This window comes from Bacillus cereus group sp. BfR-BA-01311 (genome assembly GCF_022664295.1).
GTDB lineage: Bacteria > Bacillota > Bacilli > Bacillales > Bacillaceae_G > Bacillus_A > Bacillus_A cereus.
Map to the genome: position 1 here is coordinate 55,756 of NZ_JAKUHC010000007.1, position 19,256 is coordinate 75,011.

The following is a 19,256-nucleotide window of genomic DNA, read 5'->3' on the forward strand; positions in this document are numbered from 1 at the left end:
AAGTATATAGTAACTAACTTTAAAACCAGTGAATTAAAGGAGATAATTACAAATTTGTTTCATTTTCTAAAAAACAAAAAAAGGAATCCTTTACGGATTCCTTTTTGCCTTGAACTCTTTTTCAAATAGTGCATCTTTGCACCTAATTTTATTATACCTTATAATTCTTATAAGATAAATAAGAATTATTGAAATTCACTTCTATATTTTCATAAAAAGATGTGTGTCTAGAAATTAATAATACTAGGTTCACTTACGAAAGATTTGTATTCTTTCACCCACAATGAAACATCATAGCCCTTCATAATTTCACAGATAAAAACAGAAAGAATACAATAATAATTCTAATCATAAAAAAAACCGTGCTATTATATCTACTTTTCATATGCAATATTGCATATGAAGACCTTTAATCATTTTGTTATAATAGTTATGTGGATCTTACATTCATCGAATCCACACATACGAAAATGTATGTAGGCAACCTTAATTACTAAAAGTGAGAAGAATGATAAATATTCTTCTCATTTTTATTATTAAAAATAATCTTATAACTACCACAACAGGTAATAAATATACAACCTTATATTAGAATTTATAAATGTTGTTATACAGTTGAAATACTCCCTCAACAATTTCTAAATTAATATTCTTAATTACTTCAGGCAATAACATCTTTCTAACTAAAAGAATGAATATCAACTTTATTAGCACCAAATATGTAACATTGCATATCTAATGCTTTAATTATTTTGTTATAATAGTTGAGTAGATTGTTTATCCATCAATCTACTCAACTGCATATTTGGTGAGTATGCAGACCCTAATCACAGAAAATGAGAAGAGTGTCAAACATTCTTCTCATTTTTTGCATACTAACTAAATTTTTAGTACAATTTGATTATTACTATAACCTGTAAGTAATGTAACTTCTAAATACTCTTATAAGAAATACAATTATAACAACCATCGGTGTAGCTACAATAATAGCTTTTTTAAAATCTTGATCTATATAAATAAAAACCAGTTATCTTCAGATAACTGGTTTTTAAGTAGTTATTTTGAAGGTTTATTAAATTGAATGCTATTAAGCACGTTTTATTTCTTTAAAATTCCTATAAATTAATTGGTAAAAGCTTGCAACTAACAAAATACAACAAACTAAAATAGTTAAGACCATTGGAAGCTGCGATGTCATATTAAAAGCACTAAGTATAAGGCCACAACAGAAGCCAAATATCATTTGTATAAAGAAAAACAATCCTGAAGCGGTCCCTACAATTTCATTAAATGGTTTCATTACTGCAGCCTGACATGCAGGAAAAATCCCTCCTACACCAATCATTAGTAACATCATCGGGAATATTATACCAAATGGATTATAAGGAATAATCCAAACGGCTATTACCATTAATATTGAAGAAAAAAGGGCAATATAGCTTTCATACATAATTACTTTATTTAGGCCTACCCTACTCCCATTTCTTCTAGTAAAAGTGGTCCCCATAATATATCCTATAATTACCAAAGCATACATTAAACTATATGATTTTGGGCTAACATGAAAGAATCCTTGTAATACAAAAGAAGATGATTGAATAAATGTATAATATGCGCACCAAGCAAGTCCTATAGCAACACTATAAGCTAAAAATATTTTATGTGTTAGTAATAATTTATAATTATTAAATATAGATTTTAAATTTATATTCTTTTTACCTTGTACATTTTTTTCTTTCTCTAAAATGCATAAAGTTAAAATTAAAACGATAGACACAAGAACTAATAAAAATACAAAGCAATATCTCCAATTTAAATACGTCTGAATAAAGCTTCCAATCGCTGGTGCAATTGCTGGTGTAACTGCAATTGCCGTCGATAAATTTGTAAGTACATTCAATTGTTCTTTATCTTTAAACTTTTCTTTAGCAATAACTCTAGCCAGTACCGTACCACAACCGCCTCCAAGTGCTTGAAGAAATCTACCCAAAATTAAAACATAAATATTTGAGGTATATAAACAAATAACTGTTGCTAATAAATATAAGAACAATCCAAAAGTAATTACTGGTTTATTCCCATATCTATCAGAAAATATTCCACAAGCTAAAGTTGATATGGCATATCCAACCATATATATACTTAAGGTTAATTGCATTAAATCATTTCCAGTATTAAAATCATTTGACATATGAGGTAATGAAGGTAAATATAAACTAATAGATAGTTGAGGTATACACACTAAGCAAATTAAAGTTATTAAAAGTAAATTATTTTTATTCTTAACCATTCTGAAATTCAATTTCATACACTCACCAATGCGATTTTAGACATATGTTCTAAAATATCATTTGATATTAGTTTTGCCTGCTTAGATATCATTTCAACAGAACTTGTGAAATAATAAGTTCCACAAGTAATATGCCCTAAAGCTTTTAGCTGCTTATTTACCTTACCATTTGCATTAATAATACTTCCAGATTTAAAATCTACTTCAATACCACCATAATTATTTAGTTTTACTGTTCCAAACTCTATTAAATGATCTAATAATTGATCTCTACAAGATTTGTGTAAATATTTTGTAGATCCCACTGCATTAACAATGTATCCATATTTTTCTTCAGAATCTTTAAAATAAGCTTGAAACTGATCATTTATAATTTTTATATCTTTTATTCCTTTTTTAACCACAAGCCTGTTTTCATTTAGCATTTCTAAAATCTTCTTTGCATTTAATATAGGCATAGGATTCCTTTCACTCATAAATAAGCGTTCATATTTTTTCAAATACACCATCTTATCATTTGGATTTAGATAATACCAATATTCACTAATCACATCATTTGCCGTCATTAGAATCGATTGCCATAAACCTATCTCATTTAGATTTTTCATATCGCTTTCTATTGCTTGACTAGGTGTTAGATTATGTTTTCTTTTATATATCATATTATTCAAATTCAAACCTACATACTGACATTCTTTACTTAGAATATTAATTATCTGTTCAAGTGTAATTTCATTATTATTCTTTAAAAGTAACTCATTTAGAGTTTCTTCAGTAAAAAAGTTTAATTTATACGGCTGAATATTCCCTCTAACAGCTGGAAGCAATCCATTTCTTGATAACATATGGATTTTCCCCTGATGCCCTTTCTCTTTCAAAACTACACTAACATCAATGCTAGTTAAACTAGATCCTAAAATACCTATGTCCTCTTTATCATTTATATTATTTAAGGTTTTTATTAACGGATAAGGGTCATAAATAAATTTTTCATTACCTTCCAATTCGTAATAATCAGATAATTTAGTGTGACCTAGACACAATATCACGTAATCATACTCTGTTCTATCCTTCAAAGATGTTACAATAAATTTATCATCATTTATGGCTTGTATATTAACAACCTCATCAAACTTAACATCTACATAAATATTTTTATCTTTAGCTATTTTTAATGATTTATGAAAAGTTTCATTAAGGTATTGTCCAAAAAAACGTCTTGGAAGGAATTCATCTAGAGAAAAATATACTTCATGTTTCTTTTTATACCACTGCCAAAAGTCATCAGGTTCTTCATTGAACACAGACATTTGTTGAGAATGTCTATTTAATAATAAGACATCATAATCTTCCTGATATGGTACTCCAGGCCCAATCATAGCGTTCCTATCATACATTGTTATATTTAGGTCTACGTTTAAAAGTTTGAATTCCTTAATTAAATAATTAAAGGTACATAAACCAGAAACACCCGAGCCAATTATTGCTAATCTCTTTTTTTCTCGCATAGCTATTCATCATTCCATTTCTTATTGTTTTATTACAATTCTTCTCTAAGTGCCAATTTATCCAATGAAATACGAGAACTTGGATAAGCCGGTGCTGCCGCCTTACCAATTGTCAATAACATAACTGGTACAAAGCGACTTGAAACATTTAATTCTTTTATAAGCGCTGCTTTATTAAATCCCCCCATCGCACAGGTATCATACCCTTTTGATTTCGCTGACAGCATAATCTGCATTGCAAATAATGATGAATTTAAAATAGCTTCATCTCTTGCGAATGATTTATTATGTTTATAGGCACTTTCAATTTGATCGATTAAAGTTTCACAAACTTGCTGATTCATATGTCCCTCTTTAACTGCTTGATTATATATTTCATAGGCAGATTTATTAGCTTCTAAGTCTCCCAAAATTACTATTGTTACAGATGAATCTACTACTTGATTTTGATTATACGCAATTGGTAATAAGCGATTCTTACCATCTTCTGACGAAATAACTATATATCTCCAATGCTGCAAATTCCAAGCTGAAGGGGCAGTAGTAGCTAATTTTAAAATATCTTCTATTTGATCTTGAGGGATTTTTATTCCTTTTTCGTATTTTTTCACACTTTTTCTTGCTTTCATAATTTCTTCTACTGTATTTTTTGGCATAATTAACACTCCTAAACCTAATTTTTTTCTAATAAATATATAATTATCTTTAAAATTTCAGACAAAATAAAAAAATGTAAATCTAAGTATAAAATTTTTTTATTTATTAATAATATTATTTTGTTGAAAATAAACAAACCATAGTTAAAAAAAGCAATTAAAAATCTTTCTAGAGTTCTTACCCTTCCCTAGTTCTTTTTAACTAACTTTAAATTAAAATGAGCCACCATCTGCTAACCTATTAGATCTGCATTCTTTAATAATTAAGCACATGCCCAAGATTTTCTTACTTTGGATGGTGGCCCATCCCACAATAATAGTCATCCCCTTAAATTTTTTAAAAATCAATTTAGGAGGTTCGTTGATTTCGATGACTTAACGTGCTATCTTTTTTAAACTTTTTATAATAGATTCCTGTTAGCATTAAAATCCATATAGGACCAACGATTAACGCTATGCGGTTGTCATCCGAATATAGCATAGTTACTAAAATAACTAATAAAAACATTAGAGTCATATAGGAACTATACGGAAAAAAGGGAATTTTATATGATAACTTTTTCTTTTCCGTATTAGATAATTTTTTTCTAAATTGCAACTGAGATATTATTATTATTATCCATGTCCAAATCGCTGCAAATGTAGCAATACTAGTTAACCAAGTAAACACTTTTCCTGGCACCAAATAATTTAGGACTACTCCTATTAATAAAACAGCGGATGTTACTAACGTCGATTTAATAGGAACTCCATTTTTACCTAATTCTCCAAATGCCCGAGGTGCCTTACCTTGTCTTGCCAATGTAAATAACATTCGACCTGTACTAAATAACCCTCCATTACATGAAGAAAGTGCTGCTGTTACCACTACAAAATTTATTATAGCCGCTGCCTTAGCTATACCTATTTGCTCAAAAGTCAATACAAATGGACTTCCTTGATCTCCAATACTATTCCATGGGTAAATTGACATTATTACAAATAAAGCTCCTACATAAAATATTAAAATTCTCCAAAACACATTATTTATTGCCTTTGAAATTGACTTTTTAGGATTTTGGGCTTCTCCTACTGTTAGACCAATCATCTCTATTCCTAAATATCCATATAATGCTATTTGTAATGAAAGTAAAAACCCTTTTATACCATTAGGGAAAATCCCGCCGTGATCCCATAAATTATGAATTCCAGTAGGAATCCCCTGATTACCTATACCAAATAAAATCATCCCTGTCCCAACAACAATCATAAAAATAATAGTCACTATCTTTATAAGCGAAAACCAAAACTCTAATTCTCCATAAAGCTTTACAGCCATAAAATTACAAATACTCATTAATAATAGTGCCAATAGGGCCCATAACCAACGTGGTGTATTTGGAAACCAATATTGCATATATACACCAATAGCGGTTATTTCAGCCATACAGGTTATAACCCATAAAAACCAATAATTCCAACCAGTTAGGTATCCCACTAGTGGACCTAAATAGTCATATGCATACTGGCCAAAAGATCCTGATATGGGTCTATGAATAGTCATTTCCCCTAACGCTCTCATTATAAAAAAAATAGCAAATCCAGCTATAGTATATGCAAATAAAATAGATGGACCGGCTAATTTAATAGCAGATGCGGAACCTAAAAATAATCCTACTCCAATAGTAGAACCAAGAGACATAAGTGTAATATGCCTCTCTTTTAAGCTTTGATGTAAATGTGGCAAATTCTCATCTTGTCGCATAAATACCCCCTGTTTCAATAATTAGTAAACTACATTAAATTTTTATTTATAATTTTGCGAAATCCTTTTCAATTAATTGACCCAACTCATTTTGTATACTAAGATCATTTAAATAGAAGTGATCCCCATGATAAATTTTTAAAGTAAACATATTAGTAGTATGTTTAAACCACTCTTTTGCCTGTTCAATATTTAAATTGTCATTAGTACCAATAATAGCTGTTATTGGACAATCAAGAATTACCCCTTCTTTAAAGTTATAAGAATTTAAAACTGCAAAATCCGCCCTTATAATAGGAAGTAACATTTTTATAAACCTTTTATGGCTTAATATTTCTTTTGGTGTTCCATTTAATTCTTTTAATTTTATTATTAACTCTGCATCATTTATTTCATCTTTAATTAGATTTTCATTTAATAAATGAGGAGCGGGATAGCTTGATACATATATATGATCTGGTTGTTTTTTAAAATTCTTCTGTAATAATTTAGCTAATTCATAACTTATTAATGCGCCCATACTATGACCAAAAAAGATAAATGGTTTTTCTAAGAGGCTTTCAATATCTCGGCTCAGCTGTTCTAACACCTTACTTATATCTTGAAACGGCTTTTCTAAAGCCATTCTCCCTCTTCCTGGTAGAGTTAGTATACACACATTGCAATTTTCGTTTATAATTTCATCCCAATTCTTATATAACTCACTTGTTCCTCCAGCATGAGGAAAGCAGAATAACGTAAACTCTGCATCATCTTTCTTTCTTAAAAATTCAAAGTATCCGCCCATAGATATAACCTCTTTTATAGAAATTATATACAGCATGTTTTTACTAAAAACATGCTGTATATAGGTATTTATTTTTTGACAAGCATTTTAGTTTTAAAGAATCCTTCTGATTCTTCAAGTCTACGTAGCTCAAGGTAATCATTTTCGATTTGCTCTTTTGATGTACTAGTTAATATAACAAATCCAGGATGCGTCTCTACATTAGTAGTTTTGTATAAATGATCTCCTACATTCTTACTTAATTGTATATCTGCAAAAGATAATAATCCTTTGACGAAGTCTATTCCATCGATACTTTCAATTACTCCTTCTTGCTGCGAATTTAAAAATACTACAGAAACATACTTTTTAATACAATAGTTTTCTTGGTTTTGTAACGTTTCTAATAATTTTTTCGGATTAGCATAACAATCAACCGCTAATGAAGAATGGCTATAAGATAGTGCATCTGAAATTACTTCTTCTTTTAATGAGAGACCCATAGTTCTACAATTCACTTCAACTAATCTAGGCCCTTCATTTGTCAATCTAACCTCCGTGTGAGTTGGACCATATTGAATTCCCAAAATAGTAATAATATCCTCAACATATTTAGTCATCTCATAATAATGTTTACGATCATATGGCATCAGTTGAATTTTGTCATAAATGACAGTTGTTCCATTTCCTTTAAAGAAATCATGTCTCCATATATCTGTTATAAAATGTTTTCCTTCATGTGTCATAGCATTAACTACATAGTGAGGCCCTTCAAGGTAGCGTTGAACTAAAACTTCATCATTTAATATTCCAAGTGAGTTCTCTATATTAACAATTTTATTAAAAGCATCTTTTAATTCATTCTCATTGTAACAAAAGGCTACTCCATCAGAAGCTGCACTATGAAGAGGCTTAACTACAACAGGCCACTTATTAAGATCAAGAGCCCAATCGATAGCTTTTTCTGAATCGTTAGTTTTCAACTGTTCTACCGCTGGAAGCTTTTCTTCCCTAATTAATTCATTCATTATGAATTTATTTCGTCTAGCATGTACTTTATCATCATCATTCCTTAGTAAATATAATTCCTTAGCCAGTTCATTGGCTAGTTCTACCCCTGTCTCAGCACCAGGAACAATATGTTTAGGATTATACTGTTTAATTTGTTCTAATGTTTCTATTAGATTTCCATTATGAATAATATTAATTTCAAATTCTTTTCTTCTAAATGAAGGTTCAAAAACAGAAGAGATAATTTTTGAACTTTGTACGTGAATTACCTCAAATCCATATTCTTTAAAATGTTTTGCCATTTGATTCCCTGTAGAATAGGCATCTACAATGACACAATAATCATCATTACGCATGCTTTAATTTCTCCCCTTTTGTTTTTTCCTTATTTAAACCCACATTTTGAATGAACATTTTGATTATTACAAATACACAAAGGCATCCAATCCCAGATAGCGATATCCATGACCACTTAACTCTTGGGTCTAACAATTGAAAAACAAAAGTAAAGACTGGCCCGAGTGTTAGAGTGACCGACACAAAAAGTGGATTACAATATTTTATTCCTACCTGAATTAGGTATAATGGAATAATTAAACCTAAAAATGTAAATACAATTATCCAATTCCAGTTACTTTGAAATACATCAAGGATATAAGAAGCTTTTTTATTTAGAACAAAAACTATTGTGACAGGCACTAACATATAAAATCTGTGAGCTAAAATTTCATATGTACTCCATCCAGCTTGACTTAACTTTTTAGAATAAATAGTTGCTAAAACCATACCTATTCCAGCCGTAAATGTTGCCAATAAACCTTTATACGTGAATGAAGCGTCACTTGCTATCCCTGACTTACCGCTTAACGAAGCCCAAACTAGAATTAAAGTTCCTATCAATATACCCAGACAGACATAAATATCGAATTTTAATATATTAATTTTTTGAATAATTAAACTTAAAACTAATGCTATTATAGGGCCAATCCCTATTTCAATTGCACTTACAATAGCCGGTTCTATATACTTGTTCGCATAATAAAAACATATAAATATTATCGCTGTAATTATATTTAATACGACTATACTATTCATACCTGCTCTTTTATTATTTAACTTAATATTAGATTTTTTAACTTTAATACTTTTAAGAACAGTTAAACTTAAGAAAAATAGCAATGTTATAGAAAAGCTTAAAAAGCTATATACAAATGGATCTATATCTTGAACCCACTTTGCATAGAAAACCTGATTAATTGAAGACAAAAAGGCTGAGAGTATTAATACCAGTGTTCCAATTAGTGTATACTTTTTCAGTTAAAACACCCCCTCATCTTTATAAATCAAGCTCTTTTTTGACACTTTCAGGCCATTGAGATACATTTAGACCGTGTGTTTTAAGTAGCGCTAAAGCTAACCTTTCTAAGCCAAAACCAATACAAGATGTATGAGCTACCTCTCCAGTTTCTGTGAAAATTTGATGCTTTTTAGCAAAATGCTCTTGATGATAATTAGAAGAAACAACCGCAGTAGGTTTCTCAAAACTATTTATAGGTATAACAATCTCATATTTCAGTTCCAATTGATTTTGATTAATTTTAAGCAATCTACCTCCATTTCCAAAAAACGGATCGTTCGCAATCTCTACTTCATAGTTTAATTCTAAATTAGATAAAACCACTTGAGCTTTTTCAAGCCATTCTTGTCTCCAAGTTTTCACATCATCAGGTGTACCTGCTTTTACAAACTCAATCATTTTAAAAGATTGCATCCTTGTTGGTTCATCAGATGGCTCATGTCGATAACAAAATGATGATACCTCAACAACCCTTCCGTTTTCAGGTAAATCACCAGATAGATTTGGATAAACAGGATAACATGCAGCTGGTGTCATAACCACATCAGTATGTTTAAATTCAGTTGTCCAATCCTCTTGATTACTGATTTTATCTAACATTTGTTTATGATTTTCCTCATCTCCAAAGAAAGCATGAACGCTCCCTAATAAATGCGGGAAAGATTTTAAATATTCGGTTTTCTCTATATTCAATTTATTCATTACTGGAGGGAACATCATTATTTCTGTATCAGAAGTACGACCTATATCTGAAATATATTTTTCCAGATTAATTAGTAACTGATTCATATCTTTTCCTTTACCATAAACACCTTTAACACCTGTTGGAATAAAATGTCCTGCTTCAATAACTTCATCTAATAATGATTTTGTAAGTACTGCTTCCATTTTCTATTTCCCCTATCTAAATTTATTTTTGTAACATAAGTAATGAAGAATTTGTTGCATATAAACGATCATTATGAATCATAACTACCGATGACATAATATCTCTAAAACTTCTCCCTAGACTATATGGTGTATTATTTAAATAAGCTACAATTCCACAGATATACATTGATTTTTGTACAATCTCTACAGCCATTTCTGAAGATACCATTTTTAAATTATTAAGTTGTAAAGTGAAATCTAATGCATATAAGCCTCGAGAATCTGTATTAATCTCATTAATTAATCCACTGTATTTATCAGTACAAATATCCAAATTATTAATCATTAGTGTCAACTTATTATCAACTTCTACTAATTGACTATTCACTGTGCCCTGAATTCCATTTTTTAAATTTTGTTTCATTTTGTATTTAGTAGCTTTTTGAGCTTTTGACACGGCATCTCTTGCCATACCACTCCAAACTGAAGCCCACAAGATATGAGTTACAGGTACCATACTTTGGACTGCAATATCCTTAAATGGTGTATCTAGGATATAGTCTGTAGGAAAGGTAGCTTGAATATTAAACCCTGGACTACATGTTCCACGCATTCCCATAGGATCCCATACAGTAGTCTGTTCTGCCACTGTATCTTTACTCTCAAATAACACTAAAACTTGATCTGTTTCAGAAGCATCTAGAGATTTTTTTGCAGTCGTTAAGTAAGAATCCGCATATTTCCCATAAGAAATCACTGATGCTTTTTTATGTAAAGTCCCAATTTGATTTGTGATCTCCACACCTGCAATACTTCTACCAATATCTCCTCCTACACCTACTTCTGAAGTAATAGATGCAATAAGATGTTGGTTTTCTGCAGCACGTTTTAGGTAATCACGGATGGAATCCATATGCATACCATGATGTACTAAGCAAGCTAATTGAATTTGATGCATAGCCCAAATCATTGCTGATGCAGCACAATATCTACCAAGTTCTTTACCTATTTCAACTAATTCCCTCATATTACATCCAAGACCACCAAGATTTTCTGGAATATATGCCCCCATCAATTTAAACTCTTTCATTGCATTTATTGCTTCATGAGGAAATCTTCCCTTCTTATCTACATCATCAGCATTATCTTGCATAACTTTCCCAATTTCTTTAAGGTTAGAAAAAATAATATCTTTTTTTGATAGTTCTTCAATAATCATTTTAGTATCTCTCCTTTAATTAATTCTGGGCTGCTTGAACAGCTTCTTTTAAATTCGTAATACTAGCAAACATCTTTTTGCTTAGTAGTTCATCTGAAAACTCTATATCAAATTCCGTTTCTAATGCTAACATGACATTAACACTAGAATGAGAAGACAAACCAGCTTCATATAAATTACTATTTTCATTTAACTCTTCTACTTCCACTGTTAATTTTCCATATTTTTTCAAAATCATTTTAATTTGCTCTTCCATTTTTTAATCTCCTCGTTTAACACTAGCTATTACAGTAGCTAATGCATATTTTTCTTCATGACTTAAACTTACAGAAAAATCATTAATATTTTTGTTTTTAGCTAAAATCCTTGCATTATTATGAAGTCTTACATTACAAGAACCATCATTATTTTTTTCTAACTCAATATCTCTGAAACTAATGTGATAATCACTTGGATTAAGTATTTTTATAACTGCTTCCTTTACAGCAAATCTAGCAGCAAAATTTTGAGCGTATGTATTATAAAATCTCATACAATAATCTATCTCTTTATCAGTATATAGTTTTAGTAAATATTTTTTTCCAAAATAATTAATAGACTCTTTCACTTTATCTACTTCAATAATATCGCTACCAATAAGATAAATATGAAGCCCTCCTTTCAATTTCTTATTATATAGAATTTACAAACAATTTAGACCGCCAACATAATGCGGATTACCACATTTTATTGGCGGTCTAAATTATCTTAAAAAATTTAATTTTCTGATTTATAAATGATTAAAGCTCTATTAAAATAATAGAGCTTTAATCATTTAAATTCTTATTATCAGGAATTAATCCTAATTCTTTTGCTTTTGCTACTGCCTTTATTCGAGATGTGACGTTTAGTTTTTGAAATATTAATGTCAATCTATGTTCTATAGTCCTTTGACTTACATGTAATTTTTGAGATATGGATTTATTAGTCAATCCTTTATCTATTTCAATAAGGATAGCTTGTTCCTCTTCAGTAACTGTTACATCTATATTAGACTGATCGTCTAATACTTTTAAAGATGTTCGACGTAACTGCCTTAGTAAAGTAACAGGTAGCACTGCTTCATCACGAATTGCACACCTTATTGCATTAACTAATTGTGATGGAGAAGAAGTTTTGCTAACTAATCCAATTACTCCACACTCTACAAGTAAATTAAAATAGTTATCTATATTATATCCTGTATAAATAATAATTTTAGCCTGATGTTTCTTATAAATCATTTTTGCTAAATCTATACCGTTAATTTCAGGCATATGTAAATCTAAAATTACTACTTCATATTTATTTCTTTCCATCAGTTTTAATCCTTCTATACTAGAAAAGGTCATATCAACTTTAAAATTACCTTCTTGTTCTAGAATATATTTAGTTCCTTGCGCTACAGCTGGATGATCATCAATAATTATTACTTTAGTCATAATCCTTGTTTACAACTCCTACCAAATATTTGTTTCTACAAAAGAAATATTTACACTTAATCCTTCACTTGGTACTGAAGTAAAAGTGATATCTCCTTTCATCGCATGAACTCTTTCTTTTATACTAAAAAGTCCAATTGAGCTGGTGTTTTCCGTATACCTAGAATTAAATCCCACTCCATTATCTTTATAATTTAAAATACAATTACCATCCTTTATTTGTAGCGTTATTATTACTTTAGTTGCATACGAATGTTTTATAGCATTATTTAACAATTCCTGTATAATTCTATAAACATTTATAGTTACCTCATTAGAGAAATTTTGCAACTCATCAAAGTAATATATAACCTCAAAATTAGCATGAAGTTGAATTTTTTGAATTAAATTCTTCAACGCCTCATTAATTCCAATTTCTTGCAAAAATGCAGGTCTTAAATTATTACAAGTTTCTCTAATTAAATAAATATTATCTAATAAATTTTCTTTTAGACCATCTATTTTTTCAATAGGAATTTCATGTCCATCTTTTAAAGTAGTTGTTATTTGCTCGAACTCTCTATAAATCAAGAGTTGATCTTGTAAGATATTGTCATGTATCTCGTTTGCTAATTTCATGTGTTCCTTTTCTGAAATGGTACAGAATAACCTTGAAACCCAATAAGGGTATTTAGAAGTATCTTTTTCTAATTGTTTAATTTCTAAAAGAAGTACATCTATTTTCTTCAAGTTTTCAAACACAATACACGCGTAATACATAAGCATTTCAATCCACTTTTTTTCTTCAGGGTTAAATTGAATGCTATTTAACTTTTCCGTTAAATGCAGTATCGTGTAGATTGATTTATTTTCACCTAAAACTAAATATACTTGATTCTCCACATTAATAACATTATTTAATTGGTATATATCATTTCCTTTGTTTAGTAATTTTTGAAACAATAAATCAACATGACTACAGTTTAAAGCAACTTCGCTACAACACATTTTTGTCTTCATGCTTAATTTAAAAGAAGTAACCTCTACACCATTAAATACTTCCTGTATTTCCTGATTCATGCAATCTACTAAATCTTCTAATGAATAAATATATGATGTCTTTTTTATAAAATTATATAAACTATTTTGATGAGTAAAATGCTTTTTAAATTTTTCCTCTAAGTTATCCCTTAAAAAGAAAATAATATTAAAGCATATTAGTAAACAAATAATAAATAAAAATAAATAACTCAATTCATTTTCTATATTAGTACTAAGCATTACAATAATAACGCTAGGAAACAGCGCAAATAACGAGTACTGTTTAATTTTCTTTAATAAATAATCCACGTCAAAATATATTTCTTTTTTAGTTAAATAGAACAATGTTGTTGGTAAAATTATCAAAGAAGATGCAGCAGTATCTGCAGGAACTATACATTTATCGAACAATATTTTAGGAATAACATATAAAATGAAAATCGGTAAGAAGGAAATGCAAAGACCACATAAAAATATCCTTAGCACCGGACCATCTTTTTTCTCTTTCACCTGAAAATATATTTTTATAATAAAAATAAATAATAATAAGTTACTTAAACTAAAAAAAACTAATCTTATTACAGTTGTAACTTTACTTATATCTACTGAATGACCAAGCAAATCAGTTATACAAATAATAAATGATAGTATATAAGCAAAATAGAAAAATTTATAAATATGTTTTTTTATAAACAAATATGAAAAAGTGTAATATAAATTATGGGCTAATAGAACTGGTATTATGTTAAAACATAAACCTGTTATTTCTCTTGATAGTATATCTCCTCTCGCCGAAGCACCAGCACTAAAATAGCCAATTGACAGCATTAAACAAATAAAAATAATATTTCTATGTAATTCATTAAAATTTTCATCTCGATACAATACAAAACAATATATTAAACAAACCCCAATAAAAATTGAAGGAATAATTAAATGATAAAATAATTGGCTAAACAAATGATTATAGTTCACTTCATACTCTATAATTTTGTGGTTTTTTATAACTTTTATTTTTTTCGCACCTTCTAAATTCCCAGAAGATTCATCATAATAAGGGAATACCTCAATTATTTTATCATTAACTTTCAAATATTCACTGCCCCAACTATTTTTATAAACATCCGTAATAGTTAAAGTTGCCCCTTCTCTTTTAACCTCTACTCCAATGTATGGATTGAAAATTATTTTCACTCCAATATATAGCAAAAAAGAAAAATAGGTAATTATTATCATTGATATATAAATATTTTTTCTTTTCACTATTCCTCCCCCTCTACTTAAGAAACCGATTAGGAAATCCCTAATCGGTTAAAAATGTTATTGCCAATACTCACTACGCAAAGTAGCAATAGATTTTTTCAAAACATTTACTATCGTTTCATTGCTAACTCCCCATTTAGGATCGATAACTAAACTTAACTCATTTTTCTCTAATTTATAAACAAGTTCTGGATTTTGACTTAAATAATACATTAACTCTTTCATTATTTTCCCCCACCTAATAAAAAGTCTATAAATTCATATTTTTTTTTCTGATTAGAAAAAGCGATTCCCTTTACTATTTCAAGTGCTTTTTGAACAAAAATTTCTTTGTAAATTAGTGTATATTCTATTGCTTTTGAATTTAATATTTCCTTGATTATTAATTCTCTATTTTCAATCAATTCACCAAAACCGATCTCATCATTATAGTAGGATTTTACAATAGTAAGGTTTTGACTTGGATGATTTAATAAATATAAAACGGGAAACGTCAATTTTTTATTTCTTACATCGCTTTTATCATCTAATCTAATTACATCTGAAGCATCATTAAGCAGTTGTCCTGAAATCCCTATGTATGTTGCATACTCAATGATACTTTCTAATGCATAATTATCTTGAGCAATTAAAACACCAATTACCACTGCTAAAGACGTTAATGCACCAGATTTCTTTTTTATTATTTCTAAATATTGTTCCTCATTTGTACAAACCATATTTAAATCTAAGTGCTGTCCTTGAATTGCTGTAATAGTAAGTTCATTAAAATAACGTAAAATTGCATCTTTTTTCATTAACTCAATATCTATCAAAATTTTTTGACTAATAAAAATAAGCAAAATAGCATAATTAAGCAAGGTTGCCTTATTTATGCTTCCCCATGCATTTCCTGCATTATCTTCATCTTGAATGTCATCTATGATATCAAGAGCTAAATTTAAGTACTCAACTGCTGAAGCCGCTTTAATAATTTCATTGGAACTGCCATTAAACATTTCAAAATGTAAAATTGTTAATCTACTAAAATAAAATCCGTGTTCTTCTTTAGACTCAATAAACTTATATATTTCCTCCCTTATCTCTAGATTTTCAATATAAAAATCTAGTAAGCTAAACATTGAATTTTTCACATCATAAGTCCTCATATTTTATACCCGCTAAAAATTTTTTATCGTAAAATAGTTTATCAAAAGTATCTATAAATATCTATAAAAATATTTAAAATATTTTTATAGATATTTATAGATACTTATAAGTAATAACCAGCGATTTTATAGATAGTCAGCAAAATACATTATCTCTAACATCTAGTCATTAGCAAAATATATTTTATTAGAATATAAATTATATATATATAACGAATTAAAGTCTTGTTACGACGATTTAATATTTCCGCAAAATCAATTTGATACAAACAAGATAATTAAATCCCAGCAACGTAATCCCACAAAATGCATATACCATTTTAGTAGATAACAATTATTTAGTGGTTGCTACTACCTCTACAAAAGTTGAAGCTCTCGCTTATCAAAATTATTGGTAGTAATCGGTAAATAAAAATAGAATTTTATAGTCCCCCCAGAACCAAAAATTATGCTAACTTATAACAAAGAGCTCATTTTTTCGTTTTGGGGTAATTGTGAATTCTTAAGTTGATGGTGATGGGGTACTACCCCAACCTTCAAATAAAGAATATATTTATGATTAAAACTAATTATATTTTTTACCTTTAAAGGAATAGATATAAAATACAAATCTATAGCATAAATAGTAATCAAAATACCTTTACCTTCATCAGCAAACTTTGATTGATGAAACTGTTCTGAAACTTTTCTTTTTCACCATTTTTTAGGAAACCATTGAAATCCTGAAAACATATAATTAATCTACCTTTTCACTAAAATTTTGATAGTTTATCTCTTAACTCTAACTCTTCAACTGTTTCAAAACCTTTAAAAAATAAACTATCAATTTGATTATGATTAAAAAATACATTTAAACTATAAAAATAGATAATAGCATTACCAAACAAAATACAACAGATAAAATAATTTTTTCATTTATTAGATTAACTTTCCTCCTATTTTTTCTATCCTTTAACCAACTATAAGAAGAATGCAATTATACACTTGAAATGCAACAAATCCTCTTTAAAATCCTATACGTATTTTCCCTCCATCTTCTATATGCTTCCGTAAATAATAATACTTATGGAGTTCTATAATCATATAAAACAAAGCAAACGAAAACACTGTGCATGCACACATACATACAATTACCCCCATCTGTTGTGTTGCAATGCTAAGAATTATATTAGCAATTAACTGCCCCAATCCAGCTGCAATAGCTGCTACTTTTACACCACCAGTTCCTTTCGACGACTTTGATTTTTTTCTTGGTTCCTGAAGTTTTTCAATATGATTTTTATAAAAATAATACAAAGCAACACCATACAAACCAACTGAAAAAATAAAATAGATAGGAGTTTGTAATTGTAACACTTCATAAGCATATTTTTGAGTTATAACCAATAATCCGACTGAACATATGGCGCCATATACTCCTCGAAATAGAGTGTATTGTAACTGTCGTTTCCGAGGATTGATAGCAATCCATATCGCCCACAAATTTAAAAAAACAACTGGAGGAGTTACTATATATACATAGAGTAATCGAAAAGGATTCGCAAACGCAGGCAAGAGAACAAACACGTCTGCCCCCAAAAGGACAAGGACAATTACGTGGACTCTTATTTCATTTACAGGATAAAGAGCCATATAATGTGCAAAAGCTTTCTTATTAAAATCTATACTTTTTTTCATATTAATTAAACCACCCCGCTACTGTTCCAATCAGTAAAAGTTTCATAACTATTCATTCTCTCCCCATAAATTTATCCATAATATTATGAGCAACTATATTCCATAGTAAAGAAAGTACGGTAACAAAAAGTACAGCTAAAGAAAAATAAATCCTATCCTTCCATATATCATATACAATCATGCCTAGTATAATCATTATTAACGCACCAACACATATAACTATTTTTGAAAATTTTCGCATTCTATTATCTCGATTCCTTCTCAAACTTAAATGAAACTCCTGCGGAATCTATAACCATACCCACCTATTACAATCTCACCTTTAGAACTTATATCATAATCACCTAATACAGGTATATAATTAGGTATCTTAATTTTAGTAATTTCCGCTTCATATGTTTGCAACACTATCAACGTTTCAAATGTCCTTTATAAATTCCTGACTTAACTCCAAAACATTAAAATATGAATATTATAAAAATTAACTATCTACTTCCCATCAAAATTACGGTAATCCTATTAAGCCTGGGGTTACTCCTTCTACCTTCGCCCATTCAAACGAGCACTCAACTAACATTTGATTCTTACACTTAATTTTTAATAAACCTTCTTCTATCTTATTTATTTCAAAATAATCAATTATATTTTCTGTCCCTAAACCTTTTATTGTTAAATTATAAATAGTAAAGAAAGATATCTCTACATAAATTACATCCCACTTATTCCATCGTTTTGGCTTATTTTCAACTTTTTCCTTTATCATCAATTGAATAACTAAAGTAGGACCATCTCTTTTAAGACGCACATCTACTAACTCTGATTCTTCAAACTTTGGTATTTTCCCAAAAATACTAATTAACGCTTGTGGATTTAAAAATTTAAATTGATCAATCATTTTTTACTCCCTATTTATTATTTCTCTTCTCAAAATAATAATAATCCTCCATACCATCTACCTGTCCTGTTCGTGTATTGTATTCAGGTCTTACATTATGATGCGGTGGATGATCTCCAACTCCACCTTCTCCAAACTTATGACCCTCTGAATAATCTTGATTGACCTTTTACTTCATATGTAAATTCTCGAGTCATAATAGGCTGTTTATTATCATTCAATATCCTTTTACCATTACTATCTGTTAATGGTACCATCTTTTGACTAATCGGGTGTTGAAATCTAGGTATATTTAATTGTCTTTTAATTTCTTTTAAACTAGCTCCCCTAGATTCATGAGAATTTTCCCCCTCAATCTTCTTAACTTTGAGA

The 19,256-nt window shown here is 29.0% G+C and carries 17 protein-coding genes and 2 pseudogenes; all 19 read right to left on the reverse strand.

The annotated features are described in order from the left end of the window. Window positions 1-1,087: 1,087 nt before the first annotated feature. Window positions 1,088-2,308 (reverse strand): multidrug effflux MFS transporter, encoded by a 1,221-nt coding sequence (locus tag MR136_RS17445; RefSeq protein ID WP_000772962.1) that lies wholly within the window; start codon window positions 2,306-2,308, stop codon window positions 1,088-1,090. Then, the gene (locus MR136_RS17450; protein WP_078421155.1) at window positions 2,305-3,798 is read right to left on the reverse strand and encodes an FAD/NAD(P)-binding protein; all 1,494 of its coding nucleotides are present in this window, start codon (window positions 3,796-3,798) and stop codon (window positions 2,305-2,307) included. The genes MR136_RS17445 and MR136_RS17450 overlap by 4 nt, the downstream gene beginning before the upstream one ends. Window positions 3,799-3,830: 32 nt before the next feature. After that, window positions 3,831-4,454 carry a nitroreductase family protein gene (locus MR136_RS17455; RefSeq protein WP_078421156.1) on the reverse strand — a complete coding sequence of 208 codons (624 nt, stop codon included), beginning with the start codon at window positions 4,452-4,454 and terminating at the stop codon, window positions 3,831-3,833. Between the two features lie 349 nt (window positions 4,455-4,803). After that, window positions 4,804-6,198, reverse strand: a complete 1,395-nt coding sequence (locus MR136_RS17460; RefSeq protein WP_001248298.1) for an amino acid permease — start codon at window positions 6,196-6,198, stop codon at window positions 4,804-4,806. A 46-nt stretch (window positions 6,199-6,244) separates the two neighbouring features. Next, the gene (locus tag MR136_RS17465) at window positions 6,245-6,985 is read right to left on the reverse strand and encodes a thioesterase II family protein (protein ID WP_000509653.1); all 741 of its coding nucleotides are present in this window, start codon (window positions 6,983-6,985) and stop codon (window positions 6,245-6,247) included. A 68-nt stretch (window positions 6,986-7,053) separates the two neighbouring features. Then, complete coding sequence (locus MR136_RS17470) at window positions 7,054-8,331, reverse strand: ATP-grasp domain-containing protein (protein WP_001243216.1); 1,278 nt, start codon at window positions 8,329-8,331, stop codon at window positions 7,054-7,056. Next, window positions 8,324-9,292 carry a DMT family transporter gene (locus MR136_RS17475; RefSeq protein ID WP_323655473.1) on the reverse strand — a complete coding sequence of 323 codons (969 nt, stop codon included), beginning with the start codon at window positions 9,290-9,292 and terminating at the stop codon, window positions 8,324-8,326. Before MR136_RS17475 ends, MR136_RS17470 begins: the two co-directional genes overlap by 8 nt. 19 nt (window positions 9,293-9,311) lie before the next feature. Beyond that, a complete protein-coding gene (locus tag MR136_RS17480) occupies window positions 9,312-10,220 on the reverse strand; it encodes an amino acid--[acyl-carrier-protein] ligase (RefSeq protein ID WP_017674465.1) in 909 nt (302 codons plus the stop codon). 22 nt (window positions 10,221-10,242) lie between these two features. Then, window positions 10,243-11,421 carry an acyl-CoA dehydrogenase family protein gene (locus tag MR136_RS17485; protein WP_078421633.1) on the reverse strand — a complete coding sequence of 393 codons (1,179 nt, stop codon included), beginning with the start codon at window positions 11,419-11,421 and terminating at the stop codon, window positions 10,243-10,245. Between the two features lie 19 nt (window positions 11,422-11,440). After that, window positions 11,441-11,677, reverse strand: coding sequence for an acyl carrier protein (locus MR136_RS17490; RefSeq protein WP_000392448.1), 237 nt, complete (start codon window positions 11,675-11,677; stop codon window positions 11,441-11,443). A 3-nt stretch (window positions 11,678-11,680) separates the two neighbouring features. Then, complete coding sequence (acpS, locus tag MR136_RS17495; RefSeq protein ID WP_000675803.1) at window positions 11,681-12,085, reverse strand: holo-ACP synthase; 405 nt, start codon at window positions 12,083-12,085, stop codon at window positions 11,681-11,683. A 142-nt stretch (window positions 12,086-12,227) separates the two neighbouring features. Continuing rightward, window positions 12,228-12,881, reverse strand: a complete 654-nt coding sequence (locus MR136_RS17500) for a response regulator transcription factor (RefSeq protein ID WP_000169852.1) — start codon at window positions 12,879-12,881, stop codon at window positions 12,228-12,230. An 18-nt stretch (window positions 12,882-12,899) separates the two neighbouring features. Beyond that, on the reverse strand, window positions 12,900-15,164 hold the full coding sequence (locus tag MR136_RS28605; protein WP_242259544.1) for a sensor histidine kinase: 2,265 nt from the start codon (window positions 15,162-15,164) through the stop codon (window positions 12,900-12,902). 57 nt (window positions 15,165-15,221) lie between these two features. Next, window positions 15,222-15,389, reverse strand: a complete 168-nt coding sequence (locus tag MR136_RS17510; RefSeq protein WP_017674467.1) for a hypothetical protein — start codon at window positions 15,387-15,389, stop codon at window positions 15,222-15,224. Next, window positions 15,389-16,297, reverse strand: a complete 909-nt coding sequence (locus MR136_RS17515) for a polyprenyl synthetase family protein (RefSeq protein WP_242259545.1) — start codon at window positions 16,295-16,297, stop codon at window positions 15,389-15,391. The genes MR136_RS17510 and MR136_RS17515 overlap by 1 nt, the downstream gene beginning before the upstream one ends. A gap of 767 nt (window positions 16,298-17,064) precedes the next feature. Beyond that, window positions 17,065-17,163 (reverse strand): annotated as a pseudogene (locus tag MR136_RS28610) (DUF4176 domain-containing protein); the annotation flags it as partial. A gap of 154 nt (window positions 17,164-17,317) precedes the next feature. Further along, window positions 17,318-17,989: a hypothetical protein gene (locus tag MR136_RS17530; RefSeq protein WP_078421577.1), complete on the reverse strand. Its 672-nt coding sequence runs from the start codon at window positions 17,987-17,989 to the stop codon at window positions 17,318-17,320. Between the two features lie 505 nt (window positions 17,990-18,494). Further along, the gene (locus MR136_RS17535; RefSeq protein ID WP_139846939.1) at window positions 18,495-18,884 is read right to left on the reverse strand and encodes an immunity 50 family protein; all 390 of its coding nucleotides are present in this window, start codon (window positions 18,882-18,884) and stop codon (window positions 18,495-18,497) included. A 10-nt stretch (window positions 18,885-18,894) separates the two neighbouring features. Continuing rightward, a pseudogene (locus MR136_RS17540) lies at window positions 18,895-18,984 on the reverse strand (HNH/endonuclease VII fold putative polymorphic toxin); the annotation flags it as partial. Window positions 18,985-19,256 lie beyond the last annotated feature (272 nt).

Coding starts and splice junctions, on each gene's coding strand:
- MR136_RS17445 (WP_000772962.1), bottom strand. CDS start 2,308: ATGAAATTGAATTTCAGAATGGTTAAGAATAAAAATAATTTACTTTTA.
- MR136_RS17450 (WP_078421155.1), bottom strand. CDS start 3,798: ATGCGAGAAAAAAAGAGATTAGCAATAATTGGCTCGGGTGTTTCTGGT.
- MR136_RS17455 (WP_078421156.1), bottom strand. CDS start 4,454: ATGCCAAAAAATACAGTAGAAGAAATTATGAAAGCAAGAAAAAGTGTG.
- MR136_RS17460 (WP_001248298.1), bottom strand. CDS start 6,198: ATGCGACAAGATGAGAATTTGCCACATTTACATCAAAGCTTAAAAGAG.
- MR136_RS17465 (WP_000509653.1), bottom strand. CDS start 6,985: ATGGGCGGATACTTTGAATTTTTAAGAAAGAAAGATGATGCAGAGTTT.
- MR136_RS17470 (WP_001243216.1), bottom strand. CDS start 8,331: ATGCGTAATGATGATTATTGTGTCATTGTAGATGCCTATTCTACAGGG.
- MR136_RS17480 (WP_017674465.1), bottom strand. CDS start 10,220: ATGGAAGCAGTACTTACAAAATCATTATTAGATGAAGTTATTGAAGCA.
- MR136_RS17485 (WP_078421633.1), bottom strand. CDS start 11,421: ATGATTATTGAAGAACTATCAAAAAAAGATATTATTTTTTCTAACCTT.
- MR136_RS17490 (WP_000392448.1), bottom strand. CDS start 11,677: ATGGAAGAGCAAATTAAAATGATTTTGAAAAAATATGGAAAATTAACA.
- MR136_RS17500 (WP_000169852.1), bottom strand. CDS start 12,881: ATGACTAAAGTAATAATTATTGATGATCATCCAGCTGTAGCGCAAGGA.
- MR136_RS17510 (WP_017674467.1), bottom strand. CDS start 15,389: ATGAAAGAGTTAATGTATTATTTAAGTCAAAATCCAGAACTTGTTTAT.
- MR136_RS17530 (WP_078421577.1), bottom strand. CDS start 17,989: ATGAAAAAAAGTATAGATTTTAATAAGAAAGCTTTTGCACATTATATG.
- MR136_RS17535 (WP_139846939.1), bottom strand. CDS start 18,884: ATGATTGATCAATTTAAATTTTTAAATCCACAAGCGTTAATTAGTATT.